Source organism: Sphingopyxis sp. GW821-FHT12F08 (assembly GCF_058806755.1).
Map to the genome: position 1 here is coordinate 24,106 of NZ_JBXAQA010000002.1, position 18,553 is coordinate 42,658.

General features: G+C 67.5%; 18 protein-coding genes and 1 other RNA gene. 5 read left to right on the forward strand and 14 right to left on the reverse strand.

What is annotated here, in order from left to right; translation table 11 throughout:
- Window positions 1–67: 67 nt before the first annotated feature.
- The 8 genes from rnpB to AC1RNQ_RS05120 form a co-directional block, all read right to left on the reverse strand.
- An RNA gene (rnpB, locus tag AC1RNQ_RS05085) (RNase P RNA component class A) lies at window positions 68–458 on the reverse strand.
- A 125-nt stretch (window positions 459–583) separates the two neighbouring features.
- Entirely contained in the window at window positions 584–1,273 is a 690-nt protein-coding gene (locus AC1RNQ_RS05090; RefSeq protein ID WP_493169437.1) for an N-acetylmuramoyl-L-alanine amidase, read from the reverse strand.
- Window positions 1,274–1,344: 71 nt separating this feature from the next.
- Window positions 1,345–2,202, reverse strand: coding sequence for a CheR family methyltransferase (locus tag AC1RNQ_RS05095; RefSeq protein ID WP_493169439.1), 858 nt, complete (start codon window positions 2,200–2,202; stop codon window positions 1,345–1,347).
- Complete coding sequence (cheB, locus tag AC1RNQ_RS05100) at window positions 2,199–3,317, reverse strand: chemotaxis-specific protein-glutamate methyltransferase CheB (protein ID WP_493169440.1); 1,119 nt, start codon at window positions 3,315–3,317, stop codon at window positions 2,199–2,201. Before cheB ends, AC1RNQ_RS05095 begins: the two co-directional genes overlap by 4 nt.
- 10 nt (window positions 3,318–3,327) lie before the next feature.
- The gene (locus AC1RNQ_RS05105; RefSeq protein ID WP_493169441.1) at window positions 3,328–3,702 is read right to left on the reverse strand and encodes a response regulator; all 375 of its coding nucleotides are present in this window, start codon (window positions 3,700–3,702) and stop codon (window positions 3,328–3,330) included.
- A 64-nt stretch (window positions 3,703–3,766) separates the two neighbouring features.
- Window positions 3,767–4,204: a chemotaxis protein CheW gene (locus AC1RNQ_RS05110; protein ID WP_493169443.1), complete on the reverse strand. Its 438-nt coding sequence runs from the start codon at window positions 4,202–4,204 to the stop codon at window positions 3,767–3,769.
- Entirely contained in the window at window positions 4,201–6,597 is a 2,397-nt protein-coding gene (locus tag AC1RNQ_RS05115) for a chemotaxis protein CheA (RefSeq protein ID WP_493169444.1), read from the reverse strand. The genes AC1RNQ_RS05110 and AC1RNQ_RS05115 overlap by 4 nt, the downstream gene beginning before the upstream one ends.
- Before the next feature lie 236 nt (window positions 6,598–6,833).
- The gene (locus tag AC1RNQ_RS05120) at window positions 6,834–7,475 is read right to left on the reverse strand and encodes a histidine phosphotransferase family protein (protein ID WP_493169446.1); all 642 of its coding nucleotides are present in this window, start codon (window positions 7,473–7,475) and stop codon (window positions 6,834–6,836) included.
- 320 nt (window positions 7,476–7,795) lie between these two features.
- On the opposite strand from AC1RNQ_RS05120, the gene AC1RNQ_RS05125 reads away from it, so the two are divergent.
- The 5 genes from AC1RNQ_RS05125 (at window position 7,796) to mtgA (ending at window position 12,531) form a co-directional block, all read left to right on the forward strand.
- Complete coding sequence (locus AC1RNQ_RS05125; RefSeq protein WP_493169448.1) at window positions 7,796–8,749, forward strand: RluA family pseudouridine synthase; 954 nt, start codon at window positions 7,796–7,798, stop codon at window positions 8,747–8,749.
- 82 nt (window positions 8,750–8,831) lie between these two features.
- The gene (rpoH, locus tag AC1RNQ_RS05130; RefSeq protein ID WP_493169450.1) at window positions 8,832–9,734 is read left to right on the forward strand and encodes an RNA polymerase sigma factor RpoH; all 903 of its coding nucleotides are present in this window, start codon (window positions 8,832–8,834) and stop codon (window positions 9,732–9,734) included.
- 11 nt (window positions 9,735–9,745) lie between these two features.
- Window positions 9,746–10,585 carry a LytTR family DNA-binding domain-containing protein gene (locus AC1RNQ_RS05135; protein WP_493169452.1) on the forward strand — a complete coding sequence of 280 codons (840 nt, stop codon included), beginning with the start codon at window positions 9,746–9,748 and terminating at the stop codon, window positions 10,583–10,585.
- A gap of 78 nt (window positions 10,586–10,663) precedes the next feature.
- On the forward strand, window positions 10,664–11,776 hold the full coding sequence (locus tag AC1RNQ_RS05140; protein WP_493169453.1) for a M23 family metallopeptidase: 1,113 nt from the start codon (window positions 10,664–10,666) through the stop codon (window positions 11,774–11,776).
- A gap of 44 nt (window positions 11,777–11,820) precedes the next feature.
- A complete protein-coding gene (mtgA, locus tag AC1RNQ_RS05145; protein ID WP_493169454.1) occupies window positions 11,821–12,531 on the forward strand; it encodes a monofunctional biosynthetic peptidoglycan transglycosylase in 711 nt (236 codons plus the stop codon).
- A gap of 156 nt (window positions 12,532–12,687) precedes the next feature.
- On the opposite strand, the gene AC1RNQ_RS05150 is transcribed toward mtgA, so the two are convergent.
- The 6 genes from AC1RNQ_RS05150 to aspS all read right to left on the reverse strand — a co-directional run bounded on the left by AC1RNQ_RS05150 (window position 12,688) and on the right by aspS (window position 18,491).
- On the reverse strand, window positions 12,688–13,113 hold the full coding sequence (locus tag AC1RNQ_RS05150; protein WP_493169456.1) for a hypothetical protein: 426 nt from the start codon (window positions 13,111–13,113) through the stop codon (window positions 12,688–12,690).
- Between the two features lie 90 nt (window positions 13,114–13,203).
- On the reverse strand, window positions 13,204–13,740 hold the full coding sequence (locus tag AC1RNQ_RS05155) for a J domain-containing protein (protein WP_493169458.1): 537 nt from the start codon (window positions 13,738–13,740) through the stop codon (window positions 13,204–13,206).
- A 220-nt stretch (window positions 13,741–13,960) separates the two neighbouring features.
- Window positions 13,961–14,746 (reverse strand): polyphosphate kinase 2 family protein, encoded by a 786-nt coding sequence (locus tag AC1RNQ_RS05160; RefSeq protein ID WP_493169459.1) that lies wholly within the window; start codon window positions 14,744–14,746, stop codon window positions 13,961–13,963.
- A gap of 85 nt (window positions 14,747–14,831) precedes the next feature.
- A complete protein-coding gene (locus tag AC1RNQ_RS05165) occupies window positions 14,832–15,773 on the reverse strand; it encodes a hypothetical protein (RefSeq protein WP_493169460.1) in 942 nt (313 codons plus the stop codon).
- Between the two features lie 58 nt (window positions 15,774–15,831).
- Complete coding sequence (locus AC1RNQ_RS05170; protein WP_493169462.1) at window positions 15,832–16,704, reverse strand: alpha/beta fold hydrolase; 873 nt, start codon at window positions 16,702–16,704, stop codon at window positions 15,832–15,834.
- Between the two features lie 5 nt (window positions 16,705–16,709).
- Entirely contained in the window at window positions 16,710–18,491 is a 1,782-nt protein-coding gene (gene aspS / locus AC1RNQ_RS05175; protein WP_493169463.1) for an aspartate--tRNA ligase, read from the reverse strand.
- Between the last annotated feature and the right edge of the window lie 62 nt (window positions 18,492–18,553).

The following is an 18,553-nucleotide window of genomic DNA, read 5'->3' on the forward strand; positions in this document are numbered from 1 at the left end:
CTCCTTTTCTGGTCCACCTAATACGCGGGCCGTCGCGGCGCGGTTCCCGCGCCGCCGATAGGGAGAGTGTGCCAGAGGGTCTGTAAGCCGGGTTCTGTCCACCCCTTTTGACGGGGGATGGGCGATCATTCCTCTAGGCGGCCGGTTGCCCGGACGCTCAAGCAGTCAACCCGGACGGCGGGGCCGGAACCAGCCCTGGATAAATCCGTGCCATCCCTATTCGACCTTGCTCCCGGTGGGGTTTGCCATGCCGCGTCCGTTGCCGTCCGCGCGGTGCGCTCTTACCGCACCCTTTCACCTTTCGCCGGGCCGAGGCCTTTGGCGGTCTTCTCTCTGTGGCACTTTCCCTTGCTCCGGCTTCCCGGAGCCGCCGGACGTTATCCGGCACCGTGATTTCCGTGGAGCCCGGACTTTCCTCCCCCTCGCTTGCGCGAAGCGGCGATCGCCCGACCCTCTGGCGGGGGCGAGTATAACAGGTTCCATCACAATTTGTGATAATTCGTCGCCCCCGCGAAGGCGGGGGCCGCTGGCAATCTTGCACCACGCCCATAGCGGCCCCCGCCTTCGCGGGGGCGACGGACTATCAATCCCCCTCGGGCTGCGGCAGCAGCAGCGCCAGCAGGATCGCCCGGCATTCGCCGCAAATCGTGCCGTCGATCAGCTCGGGCCGGAAGCGCCGCTGGAAGGCGACCGTCGCGGCGAAACCGTCGGTGACGTCGTAACCGAAGCGTTCGAGCGCGAGCAGGAAACCCGCGTCGGTCCACAGCGGATCGGTCAGCTTCTTCGTCGGGCGCGGCAACGCGAGGCGGCGGCGCGCCAGTTCCTCCCACGGGAAGAGCTCGCCCGGATCCTGCTTGCGCGTCGGCGCGATGTCCGAATGGCCGACGACATTGCCGCGCGTGATCGAATGGCGATCCTTGATCAGATGGACCAGCCGCACGACCGCAGCGACCTGCGGGTCGGGAAAGGGCACATAGCCCCATTCGTGCCCGGGATTGACGATCTCGATCCCGACGCTCGCCGAATTGATGTCGCTGACCCCGCGCCAGTGCGAGCGCCCCGCATGCCAGGCGCGCTTCTCCTCGGGCACCATATGGGTGACTTGGCCGTCCTCGCTGACGACATAATGCGCCGACACCTTCGATTCGGGATCGGCAAGCCAATCAATGGCTTCGGCGCCGCTCTTCATGCCGGTATAATGGAGGACGATCATCGAGACGTTCAGCGCGCGCTCGTCGAAATTGGGGGACCAGCGTTCGATATATTCGCTCATGCGTGTCGCGGCCCGATCCGTCCAAAACCCGTCCCCACCTGCGCCACCCCCGCACAAAATGCAAGGCGGGTTCAGGCCGCTTGCGGACGGCGCACCTGCTGGTCGGCGGGTTCGTAGAGGCCGCGGAGGCGCGGACTCGCGACGAACTGGTCGGTCTGGCCAAGCACCGTCTCGCCCGCGCCGAGCACGAGGAAGCTCTGCGGCGCGGCGGCCATGCGCAGCCGCGCGAACGCCTTCTGCCGCATCGGCAGCGAGAAATAGAGCAGCAGGTTGCGGCAGAAGATCAGGTCCGCGGGGCTCGCGAGCGGCGGGCGGTCGGTCAGCATATTCTGCACCGAGAAGTCGATCCGGCGGCGCAAATCGGCCTTGGCGAGCCAGCCGCCCTCGGTCTGGTCGAACCAGCGCACCATGCGCTGCACCGGCAGCCCGCGCTGGATCTCGAACTGGCTGTAGAGGCCGACGCGCGCGCGGCTGATCGCATGATAGCTGACGTCGGTGCCGATGATGTCGACCTGCCACCCCGCCCAGCGCGCCTCTTGCTCGGCGAGCAGCATCGCCATCGAATAGGCTTCCTGCCCCGTCGACACGCCGCAGTGCCAGATGGTGAGCCGCCTTTTGTCGGCGTTGATCACCCTCAGCTTTTCAAGCGCGGTCTGCGCTATGTCGTCGAACACGCTGTGTTCACGATAGAAAAATGTCTCGTTGTTGAGCATCGCATCGACCGTGTCGTCGAGCAAATGGCGACTGGTCGAGGTCACCAGCGCCGCGACGAGCCCGTCGAGGTCGGCGATGCCGTGGCGCTGCATGACCGGCTTCAGCGACATTTCGATGCGCCAGATGCGGCTCGGCGACAGCGTCTGGCCGGTCCGCGATTCGAGGACCCCCATCAGCACGCGGTAGGCCGATTCGCTGGCGCTCCCCTCCATCATGATTTCGCCCGCCCCTTGAGGAGGCTGCCGAGCATCAGCGCGATCGCGTCGGGGTTGAGCGTCGCGGCGGCGATCCCCGCCTTGGCGACCGCACCGGGCATGCCCCAGATGACGCAACTTTCGGGCGCCTGGGCAAAGACCGTCCCGCCTGCTTCCTTCAGCCGCGCCGCGCCGTCGGCGCCGTCGCGCCCCATGCCGCTCAGCACCACCGCGGCGGCGCGCGGACCGTAGACCTCGGCGAGCGAATCGAACATCGGATCGGCCGAGGGGCAGCAGCCGTTGGCGACGGGCCGCCGGTCGAGCGCGATCTCGCGGCGGCGGCCGTTGGCCACGACGACCAGATGCGCGTCGCCCGGCGCGAGGTAGATATGGTTCTTCTCGACGATCATCCCCGCCGCCGCGACCACGACCTTGCGCGCAGTCATCGTTGCGATCTGCTTCGCGTAGAATTCCATGAAGGCGTCGGGCAGATGCTGGGTCAGCAGGATCGGCGCGGTGATGCGCGGGTCGAGATGCGTCAGGAAGCTGGTGAAGGCGGGGATGCCGCCGGTCGAGGCGGCGACCGCGATGCATTCGAGCGGCTGGTCGGTGTCGATCGCGACCGGCGCGGGCGCGGCCACCGCGGGCGCCGCCGCGCGCACGATGGTGATGCCGTGCTGCGGCTGCTGCCCCAGCGTCCGGATGCGCTCGGTCAATATCTCGGCGAAACGCCCCGAAAAGCTGCCGCGGCCGGGCTTGGCGAGCGTATCGCTCGCCCCCAGCGACAGCGCCTCGATCGCCGCGGGGCCGCCTTCGACGCAGTTCGACGAGAGGATCAGCACGCGCGCCCGTTCGGCGCGTTCGAGGATTAGCGGCAGCGCGGTGATGCCGTTCATCCCCGGCATTTCGATGTCGAGCACGACGACGTCGACGGGTTCGCACGCGAGATAGGCGAGCGCGTCGTGCGCCGAGGCGACCGAGGCGCAGACCGTCAGCCCCGCGCTCTGGTCGATGATCCGCTCGAGGATGCTCCGCACGACGAGGCTATCGTCGACCAGCATGACGCGCACGTCGCGCGGTGCCGGCAGGACTTCGTCGGTCGGGGCCGCGCGGGCCAGGGATCGGGACGCCGCCACCCGCGCCGCCTCAGGCGACGCCGACGAGCTGCAATTTTCCTTCGAGCGTTTCGCGGTCGAACGGCTTCATGACATATTCGTCGGCACCCGCCTCGATCGCGGCGCGGATATGGTCGATGCTGTTCTCGGTCGTGCAGAAGACGACGCGCGGCCGTTCCTCATGCCCGTAATCGAGGTCGTTGAACGCGCCGAGGAACTCCATCCCGCTCATCACGGGCATGTTCCAGTCGAGCAGGATCACGTCGGGACGATTGGCGCGGCAAAAGGTCAGCGCCTCCTGTCCGTCGGCCGCCTCGTCCACCGAAAAGGCCATGCTTTCCAGAATGTGGCGCGCGACCTTGCGGATCACTTTGCTGTCATCGACGACCAGACAGGATTTCGACATAATATACTCCGTCCCCCGGGGATTGCGTGGGGATACCGCAAGAAACGTATTCAGCGCGTTAATGTCATGCCGCCTTGGCCACGGGCAAAGTGACGAAATGCGACGGGTCGACGACCAGCAGCGAAGCGCCCTCATGCTCGATCATCGCGTCGGCGACGCGCGCCCAGCCGGGCAGCAGCTTGCCCGCGACGCGCGTTTCGGGCGCCTCGATGAAGCACACATCCTCGATCGCGTCGGCGAGCAGCGCATAGCCATGTTCGGCGACGTCGACGACGATCACGCGCTGCCCCGGCGCGACGGGCACCGGCGGCAGGCCGATCACGACATGCGGATCGATCAGCGTGAAGACGCGGCTTCTGAGCGCGAACAGCCCCGCGACATGCGGCGGCGCGGCGGGAACATGGACGGGCGTGCCCACCGTCACCACCGAATTGATCGCGCGGCTGCGCAGCGCGACGCGTGTGTCGGCAATGCGCGCGATCAGGTAAAGCTTTTCCATCATGAGCGGCCTCCCGCGACCTGTTTGCGCAGCGCTTCGAGCAGCGCGGCGCGGTCGTAGCGATAGATGCTGTCGTCCCCGGGCCCCGTCGCGGCGGGCGAAGCGCGCAGCCGGACCAGCGGGACATCGGTAGCGATCGGACCCGACGTCGCTTCGGTCAGGCAGAGCTGGACGTCGGGGCGTTCTTCGGTGGCTTCGTCGCCGCCGACGACACGGTAGCCGGCGCCCCGCAGGATCGGGGCAAGGAAATTGCTGGCCCAGCCGTCGGCGTCCGCCGCGATGCGGCAGAGCGGCTGGCGATCGGCCGGCACGGCCTCGCCCGCCTCATATTGCGCCATCAGCCAGAAGGGATCGATCAGTTCGACCGGCTCGCCGCCGACGATCGCGACCCCGGCGATCAGCCCCGGATGCGCGGCGGCCTGCACCGCGTCGGGCAGGCGCACGATGTCGATCACGGCATCGATCGGATAGCAGAGCACCGACCGCCCGTCGTAGAGGCGGAGCAGCTTCACCGCGCCCGCGCCTTCGGGCACGGCGCCGGCGTGCACGGGGAAAATCGTCTCGCCGATGCGGACCTGCACCGCCCCGGCGCTTTCGAACAGCGCGCTCGCGGGCACTTCCTCGACGCGCTCGATCACCGACAGGCGCACGCCGCGCGTCCGGCCGCACGCTTCGCGGAACAGCAGCAATTGCACCGCGTCGCGCGCCGCCGCGGCTTCGGCCGCCGCATCGGCATTGGCGTCGCTGAGCCGGCCGGCTTCCGAGGCATCGACCCCGGCGGCAGCGAGCAGCCCCTGCACGTCGAGCAGCAGCACCGGACGGCCGTTGTCGGGCAGCGTGGTGCCGGCGTAGAGCCCGGTCGCCATGATCATCGGCGCCGCGGGCTTGATCACCAGTTCCTCATGGTCGTGGATCGCCGCGACGCTCAGCGCATAGCTCATCCCCTGCCCCGGCCGGATCAGGATGACCGCACGGTCGTCGCGATCTTCGCTCGCGTCGATCGCGCCGCCCAGCGCCTGTTCGAGCCGCAGCAGCGGGAATTGTTCGCCGCGCACGGTGACGAGCTCGCCGCCGCCGACGCGGTCGATACGCACCGAATCGCTCGTTTCGAGCAGGATTTCGCGGACGGATCCGCGCGGAATCGCGAAATATTGGCCGACGGCGCGGACCATCAGCCCCGAAATGATCGTCAGCGTCATCGGCACGCGCAGCACGATCGACAGCCCGCGTCCCTCGTCGTTGCGCAGCTCGACCACGCCGCCGATCTTTTCGAGGTTCGCCTTGACGATATCCATGCCGACCCCGCGGCCCGAGATCGCGGTGATCTTGGCGGCGGTCGAGAAGCCGGCGCGGAAGATGAGCTCGAGCTTTTCGCGCGGGGTCAGCGCCTTCGCCTCGGCGGCGCCGATGACGCGCGCCGACAGCGCCTTGGCCACCAGCGCGTCGGGCGACAGCCCGCGACCGTCGTCGCGCACCTCGATCTCGATCTGGTTGCCCGACTGGCGCGCCGACACCGCGATATTGGCCGTGATGCCCTTGCCCGCCGCGACGCGCTCGTCGAGCGGTTCGATACCATGGTCGATCGCGTTGCGGACGATGTGGATCAGCGGGTCGCGGATATTCTCCATCATCTCGCGGTCGAGCTCGACCTCGCCGCCGCTCGTCGAGAAACGGATTTTCTTGCCCAGATCCTGCGCCAGGTCGCGGACGATGCGCGGCAGCGGCGCGAACAATTTGTCGATGCGCTGCATGCGCATCTGGCTCACCGACTGGCGCATGCCGGCGATCGAATCGGACAGGCGGTCGAACGACGCGATCACCGACGCATCGGCGCCCGATTCGCGCAGCAGCCGCGCAAACTCGTTGCGCGCCAGCACGATGTCGGTGACCCCGGTCATCACGCTGTCGAGCAAAGGCAGCGGCACCCGGATCGAGCGCCAGCTCTGGAGCAGGTCGGTGTTGATATCCTCTTCGCCGGCTTCGGTTTCGGCGGGCTCGGCGGCCGCCGCCGCGGCGGGGGTGTCGTCGTCGAGGGCGAGCGCGCCGATGACGTCTCCGTCGTCGCCCTGCGGCTCGCTCCCCGTGTTGCCGAGCGACGTGCACAGGCCCGACAGGCGGTCGACGATCGCAAGCACCGCGGTGACCAGCGCGGCATTCGCCGGCCGGTTGCCGCGCCGCACCTGGTCGAGCGCATCCTCGGCGGCGTGCGACAAGGCCGTGACGCGCGGCAGCGACAGGAAACCCGAGCTGCCCTTGATCGTGTGGACGAGGCGGAAAATCGCGTCGAGTTGCGCGCGGTCGGCGGGGTCGGCCTCCCACGCGACCAGCGCGCCGCCGGCCTCGGCCAATATTTCCGCCGTCTCGGCCAGAAAATCGTTGAGCAGATCGTCGATCACGGTGTTGGCGCGCCCCCAAAATCAGGCCGCCACCATGGAGGACAATGGTTAAGGAGGGCTTTACATATCGGCGCGAAAGCCGCCGGTTCCAGCGATTTTCGGGCGCACGTCCCCGCGTCCGGACGAAGACCGCCGAGGGTTTGAGCCCCCGGCGGCAGGTCTGCCCAATCGGAAGGAGCAAATGGGTAGACGCGCGCTGCGCGATATCGGGGGGATCGGGCCAGGCGTGGGCGGGGTCAGCCGCGCAGGACGGCGCCCACGAGCAGCGAGGTCGGCGTCTCGCGCGCGAGCATCACCGTGCCGCCATTCTGCGCCGCGACCGCCTGCACCAGAATCGCGGGCGCGGTGCGCGAGGTCATCGGACTGGCGCCCTCGCCCTCGGCCAGGATGCGCTCGACGTCGGCGTCGAGGAAGAGGCGCTCGGCCTCGACGTGCAGCGCGATTTCGATGGCGCCCCCGCCCTGATTCTCGCACCCGATATCGAGCCGCCCACCGCGCACCAGCGCATCGACGAGCAGCAGCGACAGGTTGAGGATGATCTTCACCGCGGGCTTGGGCAGCGGCTCGGCGCCGATCATCCAGTTGAGGTCGATCGCGCGGTCGCCGATGATCCCCTGGATCGCCGACTTGGCCTCGTCGGCGGGCACAAGCTCGCCGAACCCGCCCGCCGACCCGAAGGCGAGGCGAAAGAATTTGAGCTTGTTCGCCGAGGTGCGCGCGCTCTGTTCGAGCAATTCGGTCACACGCGCGCGCATCTCGGGATCGCGCTCGTCGGCGAGCAGTTCGAGCCCGTTGGCAAAGGCGCCGACCGGGCTCAGTAGATCGTGACACAGGCGCGAAGCCAGCATGGAGGCGAAATCGACGCGATCGTCGGACATGGATGGTAAAGCTCCCCGCGGTCCGGCAGTTTCCGGATGGCGACGCTGTTAGGGCAGGCGGCACGTAGAGGGCAAGAGCGATCCCTCCCCAGCGGGGGAGGGGGACCACCCGAAGGGTGGTGGAGGGGCACAGGCGGTTTGCGCGGCGGCAAAGCTCAACGCCCCTCCTTTCCAACAACGAATCTGTCGTGCGCTACCTCACCGGCAAAGCAAACCGCCTGTGCCCCTCCACCAGCTTCGCTGGTCCCCCTCCCCGTTCCGGGGAGGATCGGCGGCGGCCTCACCTTGAATTTCCGCCCCCCACCCCCATATCGCGAGCAATGCAGGGGGATGACGAAGTTCTGACCGTGGCGCTCGATGATAGCGTCCTTGGCCTGCGCCTCGACCGCGCGCTCGCCGAAGCCCTGCCCGACCTTTCGCGCGAACGGCTGAAGAGCCTGATCAAGGGCGGCCGCGTCAGCGATGCGCGGGGCACCACGCTGTGGGATCCCTCGGCGAAGGCTATGCCCGCCACGCTCGAACTGCGCCTGCCCAAGCCCGCGCCCGCGCATAATGTCGCGCAGGACCTCGATCTCGTCGTCGCTTATGAGGACGAGCATCTGATCGTCGTCGACAAGCCCGCGGGGCTCGTCGTACACCCCGCGGCGGGCAATCTCGACGGGACCCTCGTCAACGCGCTGCTCCACCATTGTGCGGGGCAATTGTCGGGCGTCGGCGGGGTCGCGCGCCCCGGCATCGTCCACCGCATCGACAAGGACACCACCGGGCTGATCGTCGCCGCCAAGCATGACAAAGCGCACGAAGGGCTCGCGAAGCAATTCGCCGCGCACAGTATCGACCGCCGCTACCTCGCGCTCGCGACCGGGCGGCCGATGCCCGCGAACGGCACCGTCGACGCCGCGCTCGGCCGCTCGGCGACCAACCGCAAGAAAATGGCGGTGGTCGCGACAAGCCGCGGCAAGCATGCAGTGACGCATTATCGCACGATCGAGCCGCTCAAGGGCGCGACGCTGGTCGAATGCCGGCTGGAGACGGGGCGCACGCACCAGGTGCGCGTACACATGACCCACATCGGCCATCCTTTGGTCGGCGACCCGGTCTATGGCCGCGCCAAAAGGCCGCTGTCGGACGTCCTCAAAACGCTGGGTTTCGCACGGCAGGCATTGCACGCGGCCCATTTGGGCTTTATTCATCCGGTGAGCGGTAACGCCATCGCGCTCGACAGCGAACTACCCGCCGATATGCGGGAACTGATCGACAAATTGCGCGTTTAAGTTTCGAATGAAAATCTATCTCGACCGGCGGAGCCAACCGCGGCATATTTTCTCCAAAGTTTGTTAGGGAAGACGCTCTCCTATGGCTAACAAAAGCAATGTTCCGGCAGTGGTGCCCGCGCTCGGCGGTGAGGCGAGCCTGAACCGCTACCTGGCCGAAATCCGCAAATTTCCCCTACTCACCCCCGAGCAGGAGTTCATGCTCGCCAAGCGTTTCCAGGAACATGGCGACAATGAAGCCGCCGCGCAGCTGGTGACCAGCCACCTCCGCCTCGTCGCGAAGATCGCGATGGGGTACCGCGGCTATGGCCTGCCCGTCAGCGAGCTGATCAGCGAAGGCAATATCGGGCTGATGCAGGGGGTGAAGAAATTCGACCCCGACCGCGGCTTCCGCCTCGCCACCTATGCGATGTGGTGGATCCGCGCCTCGATCCAGGAATTCATCCTGCGCTCGTGGAGCCTCGTGAAGATGGGCACCACCGCGGCGCAGAAGAAGCTCTTCTTCAACCTCCGCCGGATGAAGAACAGCCTCGATGCGTTCGAGGACGGCGACCTGTCGCCCGAACATCTGACCAAGATCGCCACCGACCTCGGCGTCACCGAGGAGGAAGTCACCAGCATGAACCGCCGCATGGCGATGGGCGGCGACACCTCGCTCAACGTGCCCATGGGCGAGGACGGCGACAGTCAGTGGCAGGATTTGCTCGGCGACGAAGGCCCGCTGCAGGACGAGCGCGTCGCCGAGACGCAGGAGCGCGACATCCGCCATTCGCTGCTCAACGAGGCGCTCGAGACGCTCAACGAGCGCGAACGCCACATCCTGACCGAACGCCGCCTGACCGACGATCCCAAGACGCTCGAGGATCTGAGCCAGGTCTATGACGTCAGCCGCGAACGCGTCCGCCAGATCGAGGTCCGCGCTTTCGAAAAGCTGCAAAAGGCGATGCTCAAGCTCGCCGGCGACCGCCGCCTGGTGGGCGCCTGATCGGATAGCGGATGCCGGCGATCCGCCTTCGCGCGCCCGCGGGCCCGCGCGGGTGGATTGTCGTCCTCTTCCTCGGCTGGAGCCTGATCGCGCTCGTCCAGGCGGCGCAGGGCTATGCCGTCGCCGCCTGGCGCGGCCAGCCTCAGCTCTGGTGGCCGACGCTGGGTTATAGCGCGGCAATCTATTCGGTCTGGGCGCTGCTCAGCTGGCCGATCGTCCGCGCGGCCCTGACAATCGAACGCCGCATCCGCCGCTGGTGGGCGCGCATCCTCGCCTATCTCGCGCTGTGGCCGCTCGTCGCCGGCGCGCATGTCCTGCTCTTCGGCCTCCTCTATTGGCCACTCTACCGCGGCGAAGCCGTGCCGACGCGCGGCGCGATGATCGAGCTGATGTTCGTGCGCAATTTCGACAGCAATTCGCTGCTCTACGCCGCGCTCGTCGCGCTGGCGATCGGCTGGACGCGCTGGCCGCGCCGTGCTGCGCCCGAGAACCGCGCAGCCCCCGAGGAAGACGCGCTGCTGATCCGCGGCCGCGGGCGCGTCCACCGCATCCCCTTCGACACGATCGACTGGATCGGCGCGGCAGGCGACTATGCCGAAGTCCATAGCGAGGGCCGCGCTTATCTGATCGAGGAATCTTTGACCTCGCTCGCGGCGCGCCTCCCCGCCGGCGACTTCGCGCGCATCCACCGCGGCGCACTGATCCGCCTCGACCGCGTCCGCGCCATCGACCCGATCGGACGCGGCGACGCGCAGGTCCGCCTGGCGACGGGTCAGGAGCTGCGCCTCAGCCGCCGCTTCCGCGACAATCTGGCCGCGCTGCTCCACCCGCCCGCCCAGCCGGCCGAATAGTCCCGCTCGCAGATCGGCGCTCGCGGCGCCCCCGCGATTTGGCGCAACCGGCGGTCCCGTCCCACTGGAGATTGTCCCATGCCGCTACCGTTCCTCGCCATCCTGCTCGCCGCAACCCCCGCCACCGCCGCTCCGGCCGAACCAACCGCCGATATCCGCCCCTATCAGTCGCTCCACCTCGAACTGCCCCACACGCCGCCGATCGCACGCATCGATGGCGCGAACCGGCTGGTCTACGAAGTGCACGCGACCAATTTCTCGGCGCGGACGCTGGCGATCACCGCGATCGATGTCCTCGCCGCCACCGATGGAACCCGCATCGCCCGCGCCGACCCCGCGGCCACGATGCGCCGGATCGGCGCCGCGGCCGGTCCCGCCAGTCACCTCGCCCCCGGACAGCGCGCGATTATCTACCTGTCCGTGCCATGGACCCGCGACCGTCCCGCGCCGCTGGTCCATCACATCACGTTCGTCCCGCAGCGCGACGGCGCCGCATCCGACCCGGTCACCATCGCTGGCGCCGCCTTCACCCCGCGCCCCGCCTATGACGCCGCGTTCGGCGCCCCATTGCGCGGCGGGCCCTGGGCGGCGATCGCGCTGCCCGACGTCGACAACGGCCACCGCCGCTATCCCTATGCCGTTCGCGGCCGCGTCCATATCCCGGGTCGCCACGCGATCGACTGGATGCCCGTCGCGGGTTTCGATCCCGCATCGACCGGCACCGGCGTCGCGCCCGACGGCTCCGGCGCCGATGTCCTCGCGGTCGCCGATGCCAAGATCGTCATCGTCAAGACAGAGCCGGTCCCCGGCGCCCACCCCAATGTCGAGGACGAGACCGGCGCGATGATCGTGCTGCGGCTCGCCGACGGCCGCCACGCCTTCTACCAGCATCTCGCCCCCGGCCTCAGCCTCCGCCCCGGCCTGCGCGTCCGGCGCGGGCAGGTCATCGGCCGGGTCGGCGCCTCGGGCCATGTCACCCAGCCGCACCTGCATTTCCATGTCGCTGACGGCCCCACCCCGCTCGATAGCGAGGGATTGCCTTACCGCTTCGGAGCGGGCCGCATCGCCGGACGCTACGCCGACATCGCCGACTTCGACGCAGGCAGACCCTGGCAGGCCGAAACGCCGCGCCCCATCGATGGCCTGCCGCCCGCCAATGCAGTGATCTTCTTCGATCCGGCGCACCCATAGACGCGGCGGCTTGCCGCATGCCGCCAAGCGGCTAAGAAACGGGGATGACGACCGCCAAAGCAAAACCCAAGCGCCGCAAGCTCCCCTGGTATCTGCGGCCCTTCAAATGGCTGCTGTGGTTTATCGCCATCTCGGTCGTCTGGGTGCTGATCTATGCCGTCGTGCCGCCGCCGGTGACGGTGACGATGCTCACCGACGGCAACGGCATCACCAAGGACTGGGAAAGTCTCTCGAACATCGACCGCAACATGGTGCGCGCCGCGATCGCCGCCGAGGACGGCAAATTCTGCGCCCACGACGGCTTCGACCGCGACGCGATCGAGGAGGCGATCGAGCGCAACGCGAAGGGCAAGCGCCTGCGCGGCGGTTCGACGATCAGCCAGCAGACCGCGAAGAACGTCTTCTTGTGGCAGGGCAGCGGCTGGACGCGCTATGTCCGCAAGGTCCCCGAAATCTGGTTCACCTTCCTGATCGAGACGATCTGGGGCAAGCGCCGGATCATGGAAGTCTATCTCAACGTCGCCGAAACCGGGCTCGGCACCTATGGCGTCGAAGCGGGGGCACAACGCTATTTCGGCCATGGCGCGGCGAAGCTGACCCCGACCGAGGCCGCGCGCATTGCCGCGATCCTGCCGCTGCCCAAGAAGCGCGAGGCGATCAGCCCCTCGGGCTTCACCCGCCGCTACGGCAATACGATCCGCGCGCGGATCGGGGTTGTGGGCCGCGACGGGCTGGATGGGTGTATCTATAAATAGCAGCGGTTTTGAGGTGGTCCCGCGACCGCCTCCATTTCCGTTCGTGTCGAGCGAAGTCGAGACACACTTGCGAAGCGCCTGCCTTCGGGTGTCTCGACTTCGCTCGACACGAACGGGATTACAGGGCGGCTTGTCGCCTTCCGCCCGAATCAGCCCCTATTCCGACGCGTCGCGCGCCGCGTCGGCGACCAGCAGCCCGCCGATCACGAGGACCGCGACGACGCCGATCGCAATCCCCGCCTCGGTCGAGAGATTGTTCCGCGGCTTCCGCTCGAGCGCGCGGCCATTGAGGAGCAGGCTCTGCTTGCCGTCGAGCGCGATGCCGATCCGGCTTTCGAAGCGCCGCGCCTCGCGATCCGACTGGCGGCTGCCGTCGATGTTGACGGTGTCACGCGCGAGACGCAGTTCGAGGCGCGGTGCCTCCGCCTTGCGCCCGCCACCCAAGGGGAGCGTGAAGCCGACGCCGACGATGCCCTCGGCGCGGCCGAGCCCCTGATCGCGAAAGCCCGCCGACTGGGCCAAGCCGGGCGTCGTCAGCGCGGCAGCGAGCAGCAACGCCATCATCGTTCGCATATCGTTCATCCCCCATGTTTGTCCTACATGACTCCATGTTAAAAATATATAACATAGAGTCAATTATAATTTACATCGCCGATATGGGCTCGCCAGCGGTCAGGCCGGTTTCCAGCTCTTTCGATCTTCGGCCTGCTTGAGCACCTCGAACGCCGCCTGCCCGGCGGCAAAGCGCTTCGCCGCCTCGGCATCGCCCGGCTTGACGTCGGGATGGCATTCCTTGGCGAGCGCGCGCCACGCCTTCTTGGTCGCCTCGAAATCGGCGTCGGGTTCGAGGTCGAGGATTTCGAGCGCGCGCATCTCGTCGGCGCTGCGGCTGCCGTCGCCCGATCCGCCCCAGCTATAATGCTGCGCCTTGGCATAGCTGCGCGCGCCGCGCGCCTCCTCGGCGGCGCGTTCGGCGGCGTCTTCGGCGCTCAGCCCTTCGAAATAGTCCCAGCCGCGATTATATTCGGCCGCATGCGTTTCGCAGAAATACCAGCGTTCGGGGCTGTTCGGCGATTTGGGGGCGGGACAGTTGCCGGGTTCGGTGCAACCGTGCCGGTCGCACAGCCGGACCTTCTGCGCTTCGCGCGACGATCCATAGGGGCGCCAGCGGGGAAATCCCCAGTCGTCGGATCGCTTCGCGCGGCTCATCCGACCCATGTAGCGATTGGGGGTGAGAATGGCTAGCCGAGCCGGGCGAATGCCGCAGAAAAAAGCGCTTTCCTGAAAAACATCGCTGTGCCAGCCTTCGACGTCAGGCTCTTTCCATCGTCCATATCCCGATGGTTTTCACGCGCCGCGCATCGCCGCTTAAAGCGACAAAGGAGACAATTTCGACGCGCACATGCGTATCTTTTGTCGCTTTAAGGCTTCAATCCTTCGGTTCGAACCCGAACGCCTTGTGCGCCAGCTTGACCGTCGCGGGGTCGAGTCCCGGCGGCGTCATCGGCACCGCGGCCTCCAGCGTGTCGGCGATATGCGTCAGCGCGGCGATACGCGCGGCCTTCTTGTTGTTGCCGTCGATCACCTTCCACGGCGCCCAGCGCGTGTCGGTCTGCGCGAACATGTCGTGGAGCGCGGCCAGATAATCCTTGCGCTTCGACCGGTTGCGATAATCCTCGGGCCCGGTCTTCCACCGCTTCCACGGGTCGTTCAGCCGGTCGGCGAAGCGCTCGTCCTGCTCGTCCTGCGTGATGTGGACGAACAATTTGACGAGGTGCGTCGACGACCCCGTCAGCTGCGCCTCGAACTCGTTGATCTCGTCATAGCCCTTGCGCCACTCGACCTCGCTCGCGAAGCCCTCGACGCGCTCGACCAGCACGCGGCCGTACCAGCTGCGGTCGAAGACCGAGATTTCGCGATTGCCCGGCAGCCGCTTCCAGAAGCGCCACAGGAAATGGCGCGCCTTTTCCTCGTCGCTCGGCGCGCCGATCGGCCACACCTCGAAATAGCGGGGATCGAGCGGCGCGGTCAGGCGCGTGATGATCCCGCCCTTGCCCGCCGCGTCCCAGCCCTCGAACATGATGACGCTGCGCTGGCCGTGGGTGATATGCGCCGCCTGGATGCGGCCCAGCCGCTCCTGCAGTTCGGCGAGGTCGTCCGAATAATCGCCGTCATATTTGGCGCCGGTTTCGAAGTCGGAGAGCGATATGGTCATCGCACGACCCTAGCCCAAGGCACGCGCGATCACCAAGCGCCAGATCGTCTGCTGTCGCCCTTTGGCACAGCGTCGTAGCTGTTCCTTACCGCTCGCCGAGCAGCGCCCGCCGCGCATCCCAGTCGGCGAGCGCGCGGCGGTGCCGGTCGATGCGCGTCAGCCCTTCGCCGATGTCGCGGTTCTTCGACCCCAGCCGCTGCGCCTGCCCGTACCAGTCGATCGCGGCGACGAAATCGCGCCGCGCCTCGGCGCAAAGCCCCAGGTTGAAGGCGAGCGCCGCGGTCGGCTCGGCGTCTCGCGCGATCGCCGCCCAGCTGTCGCAGGCGCCCGCCTGGTCGCTCTTGGTCTGGCGGATCGCATTTTTGAACGCCTCCGCCGTGTCCTTGGGCAGACCTTTGCGATTCTCGTCGACGCGGACATTGTCCGAAAAGCCGCTCGGCGCGAGATCGTAGCGGATCGTGCGCACCTGCGCCTCCAGCGTCTGGTCGACGAAGGCATCGACCGTGCGGTTCGCCTTGCGGTCGGGGCAATAGCTCTGCTCGTCGCGCGCGCTCAGCGGCCGGGTGTAGCGGATGCTGCCGTCGCCCAGCGCGACCAGCCGGACATTGGTGCTGACCGTCGCGACGCGGCGGCGGCAGCGCAGGTCATATTCCTCTTCCTTCAGGCACTTGCTCTTGTCGGCGGGGTCCTGCTCGATGCAGCGCTTGCGCTTTTCGGTATAGCCCGCTTCCTCGACGCCCGTCCGCACACTGCCGGTCACCAGCGCATCGGTCGGCACCCCCGATTCGGGTGCGACGACGCGGAAATAGGGCTGGCCGCCGAAGCGCACACCCGTGAGTTCGCCCTCGAGCGCCTGCGACAGGACGCCGCCGTCCTCGCCCTCGAAGCGGTCGACCGCGATGCTGATCAGGTCGTTGATATTGCCGTTGCCCGCCGGATAGCTCCCCGCAACGGTCAGCGTCTCCGCCGCCGCCGGCACCGCGCCGCACAGCAGCGCCGCGCCCAGCATCCATCGCACATGGCCCATCTCGTCCCCCCGATGCCCGTCAACCCCGCTGGCTGGCTATCGCAGCCCGGCGGACCTGTCAAAGCTCCGCGGCGATGAGGTCGGCAAGGCGCCGTGGCGCCTCCATCGGGATGAAATGGCTGCGCTCGCTCCACTGCTCGTCCCGCTTCGCGCCGAGCGCGTCGCCAAGGGCCGGCCAGGTCGGGCTGAGCGAGAAATCGAGCGCCCCTTCGCGCTCGCCGGTCTTCGCCCGGATCACGCTGACCGGCGCGGCGATGCGCCCGAGCCAATCGTGCGGGCTGGTCCCGAGCGCGCCGAGATAGATCGAGGCCTCGACCGCCGGCGGACAGGCCAACTCCCATCCCTCGCCGTCTGTCGCAGGGAGCAGCCCATAGCGACAATAATCGGCGAGGACCGCGTGGTCCCAGTGCATGTACGGCGGCCGCTTGCCGAAATGCGCATGCATCGCCTCCCACCCCTCCCAGCGTGCGCGCCGCCGTGCGACGGGATGTTCGCCAGGATCGGGTAACGGCTGATCGGCGGCCCCGGCATACAAGACCGGATCCATGATCACCGGATCGACGAGGAACAGGTGACGGAACGCCTGCGGCCGCTCGGCGGCGAGCCGGGTCAGCAGGTAACCACCCATGCTGTGCCCGCAACCGACGAGCGGCGTGCCCGCGAAACGATCGACCAGCGGCAACAGGAAATCGGCGGTCTTCGCCCAGTCGAACAGCGTTTCCGGCTTGGCGCTACGGCCATGCCCCAGGCTGTCGGGCGCCACGACATTCGTGCCCGCGGGCAGCGCCGCGACGACCCGGTCCCACAGCCGGGCGTGGAAACCCGTCGCGTGCAGCAGCAGCACCGACGGCCGGTCCGACGGTGCCCCCCATTCGAACCAGCAGAGTTCGCCATCCGGCGCGGCGAGCCGGTGTTCGCGCGGCTCGCCCATAAGGATCAGCCCTTCGGCCCATCCACGATGCGGATGCCGAGTTCCTTGAGCTGCTTGTCGCTGACCGGCGCGGGGGCGTTCATCATCAAATCCTCGGCCTTCTGGTTCATCGGGAAGACCACGACCTCGCGGATGTTCGGCTCGTCGGCGAGCAGCATCACGATACGATCGACGCCCGGCGCCGACCCGCCATGCGGCGGCGCGCCGAACTTGAACGCGTTGATCATGCCGCTGAAGTTGGCATCGACATCGGCCTGGCTGTAGCCCGCGATCTCGAACGCCTTGTACATGATGTCCGGGCGATGGTTCCGGATCGCGCCCGACGACAGTTCGACGCCGTTGCAGACGATGTCATACTGCCAGGCAAGGATGTCGAGCGGGTCCTTGGTTTCCAAAGCTTCAAGCTCGCCCTGCGGCATGCTGAACGGGTTGTGGCTGAAGTCGATCTTGCCGGTGTCCTCGTCAGCCTCGAACATCGGGAAGTCGACGATCCAGCACATCTCGAACTTGTTCGGGTCGATCAGCTCGAGCTGCTCGGCGACGCGGGTGCGGGCAAAGCCAGCGAGCTTCGCCGCGACCGCTTCCTTGCCCGCGGCAAAGAACAGCCCGTCGTCGGGACCGATGCCGAGCTCGGCGGCGAGCGCGTCCATCTTGTCGCTGCCGTGGTTCTTGGCGATCGGGCCGCCCCATTCACCACCCTTGCGCGTCGCATAGCCGAGACCCGCAAAGCCCTCGCCCTGCGCCCAGCTGTTCATATCGTCGAAGAATTTGCGGCTCTTCTCGGCGGTCGCCGGCGCCGGGATGGCGCGCACGACATCCCCCGCCGCCACGATATCGGCAAAGCGGCCGAAGCCCGAGCCGGTGAAGTGCGCCGAAACGTCGGTGATGATCAGCGGGTTGCGGAGGTCAGGCTTGTCGTTGCCGTACTTCAGCATCGACTCACGATAGGGAATGCGCGGGAAGGAGCCCGCCGGGGTCACCGACTTGCCGTTGGCGAACTCCTCGAACACGCCCGCGAGCACGGGCTCGATCGCGTTGAACACATCGTCCTGCGTCACGAAGCTCATCTCGAAGTCGAGCTGGTAGAATTCGCCCGGGCTGCGGTCGGCACGCGCATCCTCGTCGCGGAAGCAAGGCGCGATCTGGAAATAGCGGTCGAAGCCCGCGACCATCAGCAGCTGCTTGAACATCTGCGGCGCCTGCGGCAGCGCATAGAATTTGCCGGGATGGACGCGGCTCGGCACCAGATAGTCGCGCGCGCCCTCGGGCGACGAGGCGGTGAGGATCGGCGTCTGATATTCGGTGAAACCCTGATCGACCATGCGGCGGCGCAGGCTGGCGATCACATTCGAACGCAGCATGATGTTGGCGTGAAGCCGCTCGCGGCGCAGATCGAGGAAGCGGTATTTCAGGCGGATATCCTCGGGATATTCCTGCTCGCCCGCGACCGGCATCGGCAGTTCGACCGCCGCCGACTGGACCGAGACTTCGCGCGCGCGCACTTCGATCGCGCCGGTCGGCAGGTTGGCGTTGACCGTCTCGGCCGAGCGCGCGACGACATCGCCGGTCACCGTCACCACGCTTTCGGCGCGCAGCCCGTCGAGGATCGCGAAGGCGGAATCGCTCGAGTCCGCGACGATCTGCGTGAGGCCATAATGGTCGCGCAGGTCGACGAACAGCAGCCCGCCATGGTCGCGCTTGCGGTGCACCCAGCCCGAGAGGCGGACAGACTGGCCGACGGTCTCGGCGCGAAGCTGGCCGCAGGTGTGCGTGCGATAGGCGTGCATTATTTCGTCTTTCAATATTCGGGGGAGCGTGGGCAAAAGCCGCGCCGATATGGCCGCGCCTA

Coding starts and splice junctions, on each gene's coding strand:
- AC1RNQ_RS05090 (WP_493169437.1), bottom strand. CDS start 1,273: ATGAGCGAATATATCGAACGCTGGTCCCCCAATTTCGACGAGCGCGCG.
- AC1RNQ_RS05095 (WP_493169439.1), bottom strand. CDS start 2,202: ATGATGGAGGGGAGCGCCAGCGAATCGGCCTACCGCGTGCTGATGGGG.
- AC1RNQ_RS05105 (WP_493169441.1), bottom strand. CDS start 3,702: ATGTCGAAATCCTGTCTGGTCGTCGATGACAGCAAAGTGATCCGCAAG.
- AC1RNQ_RS05110 (WP_493169443.1), bottom strand. CDS start 4,204: ATGATGGAAAAGCTTTACCTGATCGCGCGCATTGCCGACACACGCGTC.
- AC1RNQ_RS05120 (WP_493169446.1), bottom strand. CDS start 7,475: ATGTCCGACGATCGCGTCGATTTCGCCTCCATGCTGGCTTCGCGCCTG.
- AC1RNQ_RS05125 (WP_493169448.1), top strand. CDS start 7,796: ATGCAGGGGGATGACGAAGTTCTGACCGTGGCGCTCGATGATAGCGTC.
- rpoH (WP_493169450.1), top strand. CDS start 8,832: ATGGCTAACAAAAGCAATGTTCCGGCAGTGGTGCCCGCGCTCGGCGGT.
- AC1RNQ_RS05135 (WP_493169452.1), top strand. CDS start 9,746: ATGCCGGCGATCCGCCTTCGCGCGCCCGCGGGCCCGCGCGGGTGGATT.
- AC1RNQ_RS05140 (WP_493169453.1), top strand. CDS start 10,664: ATGCCGCTACCGTTCCTCGCCATCCTGCTCGCCGCAACCCCCGCCACC.
- mtgA (WP_493169454.1), top strand. CDS start 11,821: ATGACGACCGCCAAAGCAAAACCCAAGCGCCGCAAGCTCCCCTGGTAT.
- AC1RNQ_RS05150 (WP_493169456.1), bottom strand. CDS start 13,113: ATGAACGATATGCGAACGATGATGGCGTTGCTGCTCGCTGCCGCGCTG.
- AC1RNQ_RS05155 (WP_493169458.1), bottom strand. CDS start 13,740: ATGAGCCGCGCGAAGCGATCCGACGACTGGGGATTTCCCCGCTGGCGC.
- AC1RNQ_RS05160 (WP_493169459.1), bottom strand. CDS start 14,746: ATGACCATATCGCTCTCCGACTTCGAAACCGGCGCCAAATATGACGGC.
- AC1RNQ_RS05165 (WP_493169460.1), bottom strand. CDS start 15,773: ATGGGCCATGTGCGATGGATGCTGGGCGCGGCGCTGCTGTGCGGCGCG.
- AC1RNQ_RS05170 (WP_493169462.1), bottom strand. CDS start 16,704: ATGGGCGAGCCGCGCGAACACCGGCTCGCCGCGCCGGATGGCGAACTC.
- aspS (WP_493169463.1), bottom strand. CDS start 18,491: ATGCACGCCTATCGCACGCACACCTGCGGCCAGCTTCGCGCCGAGACC.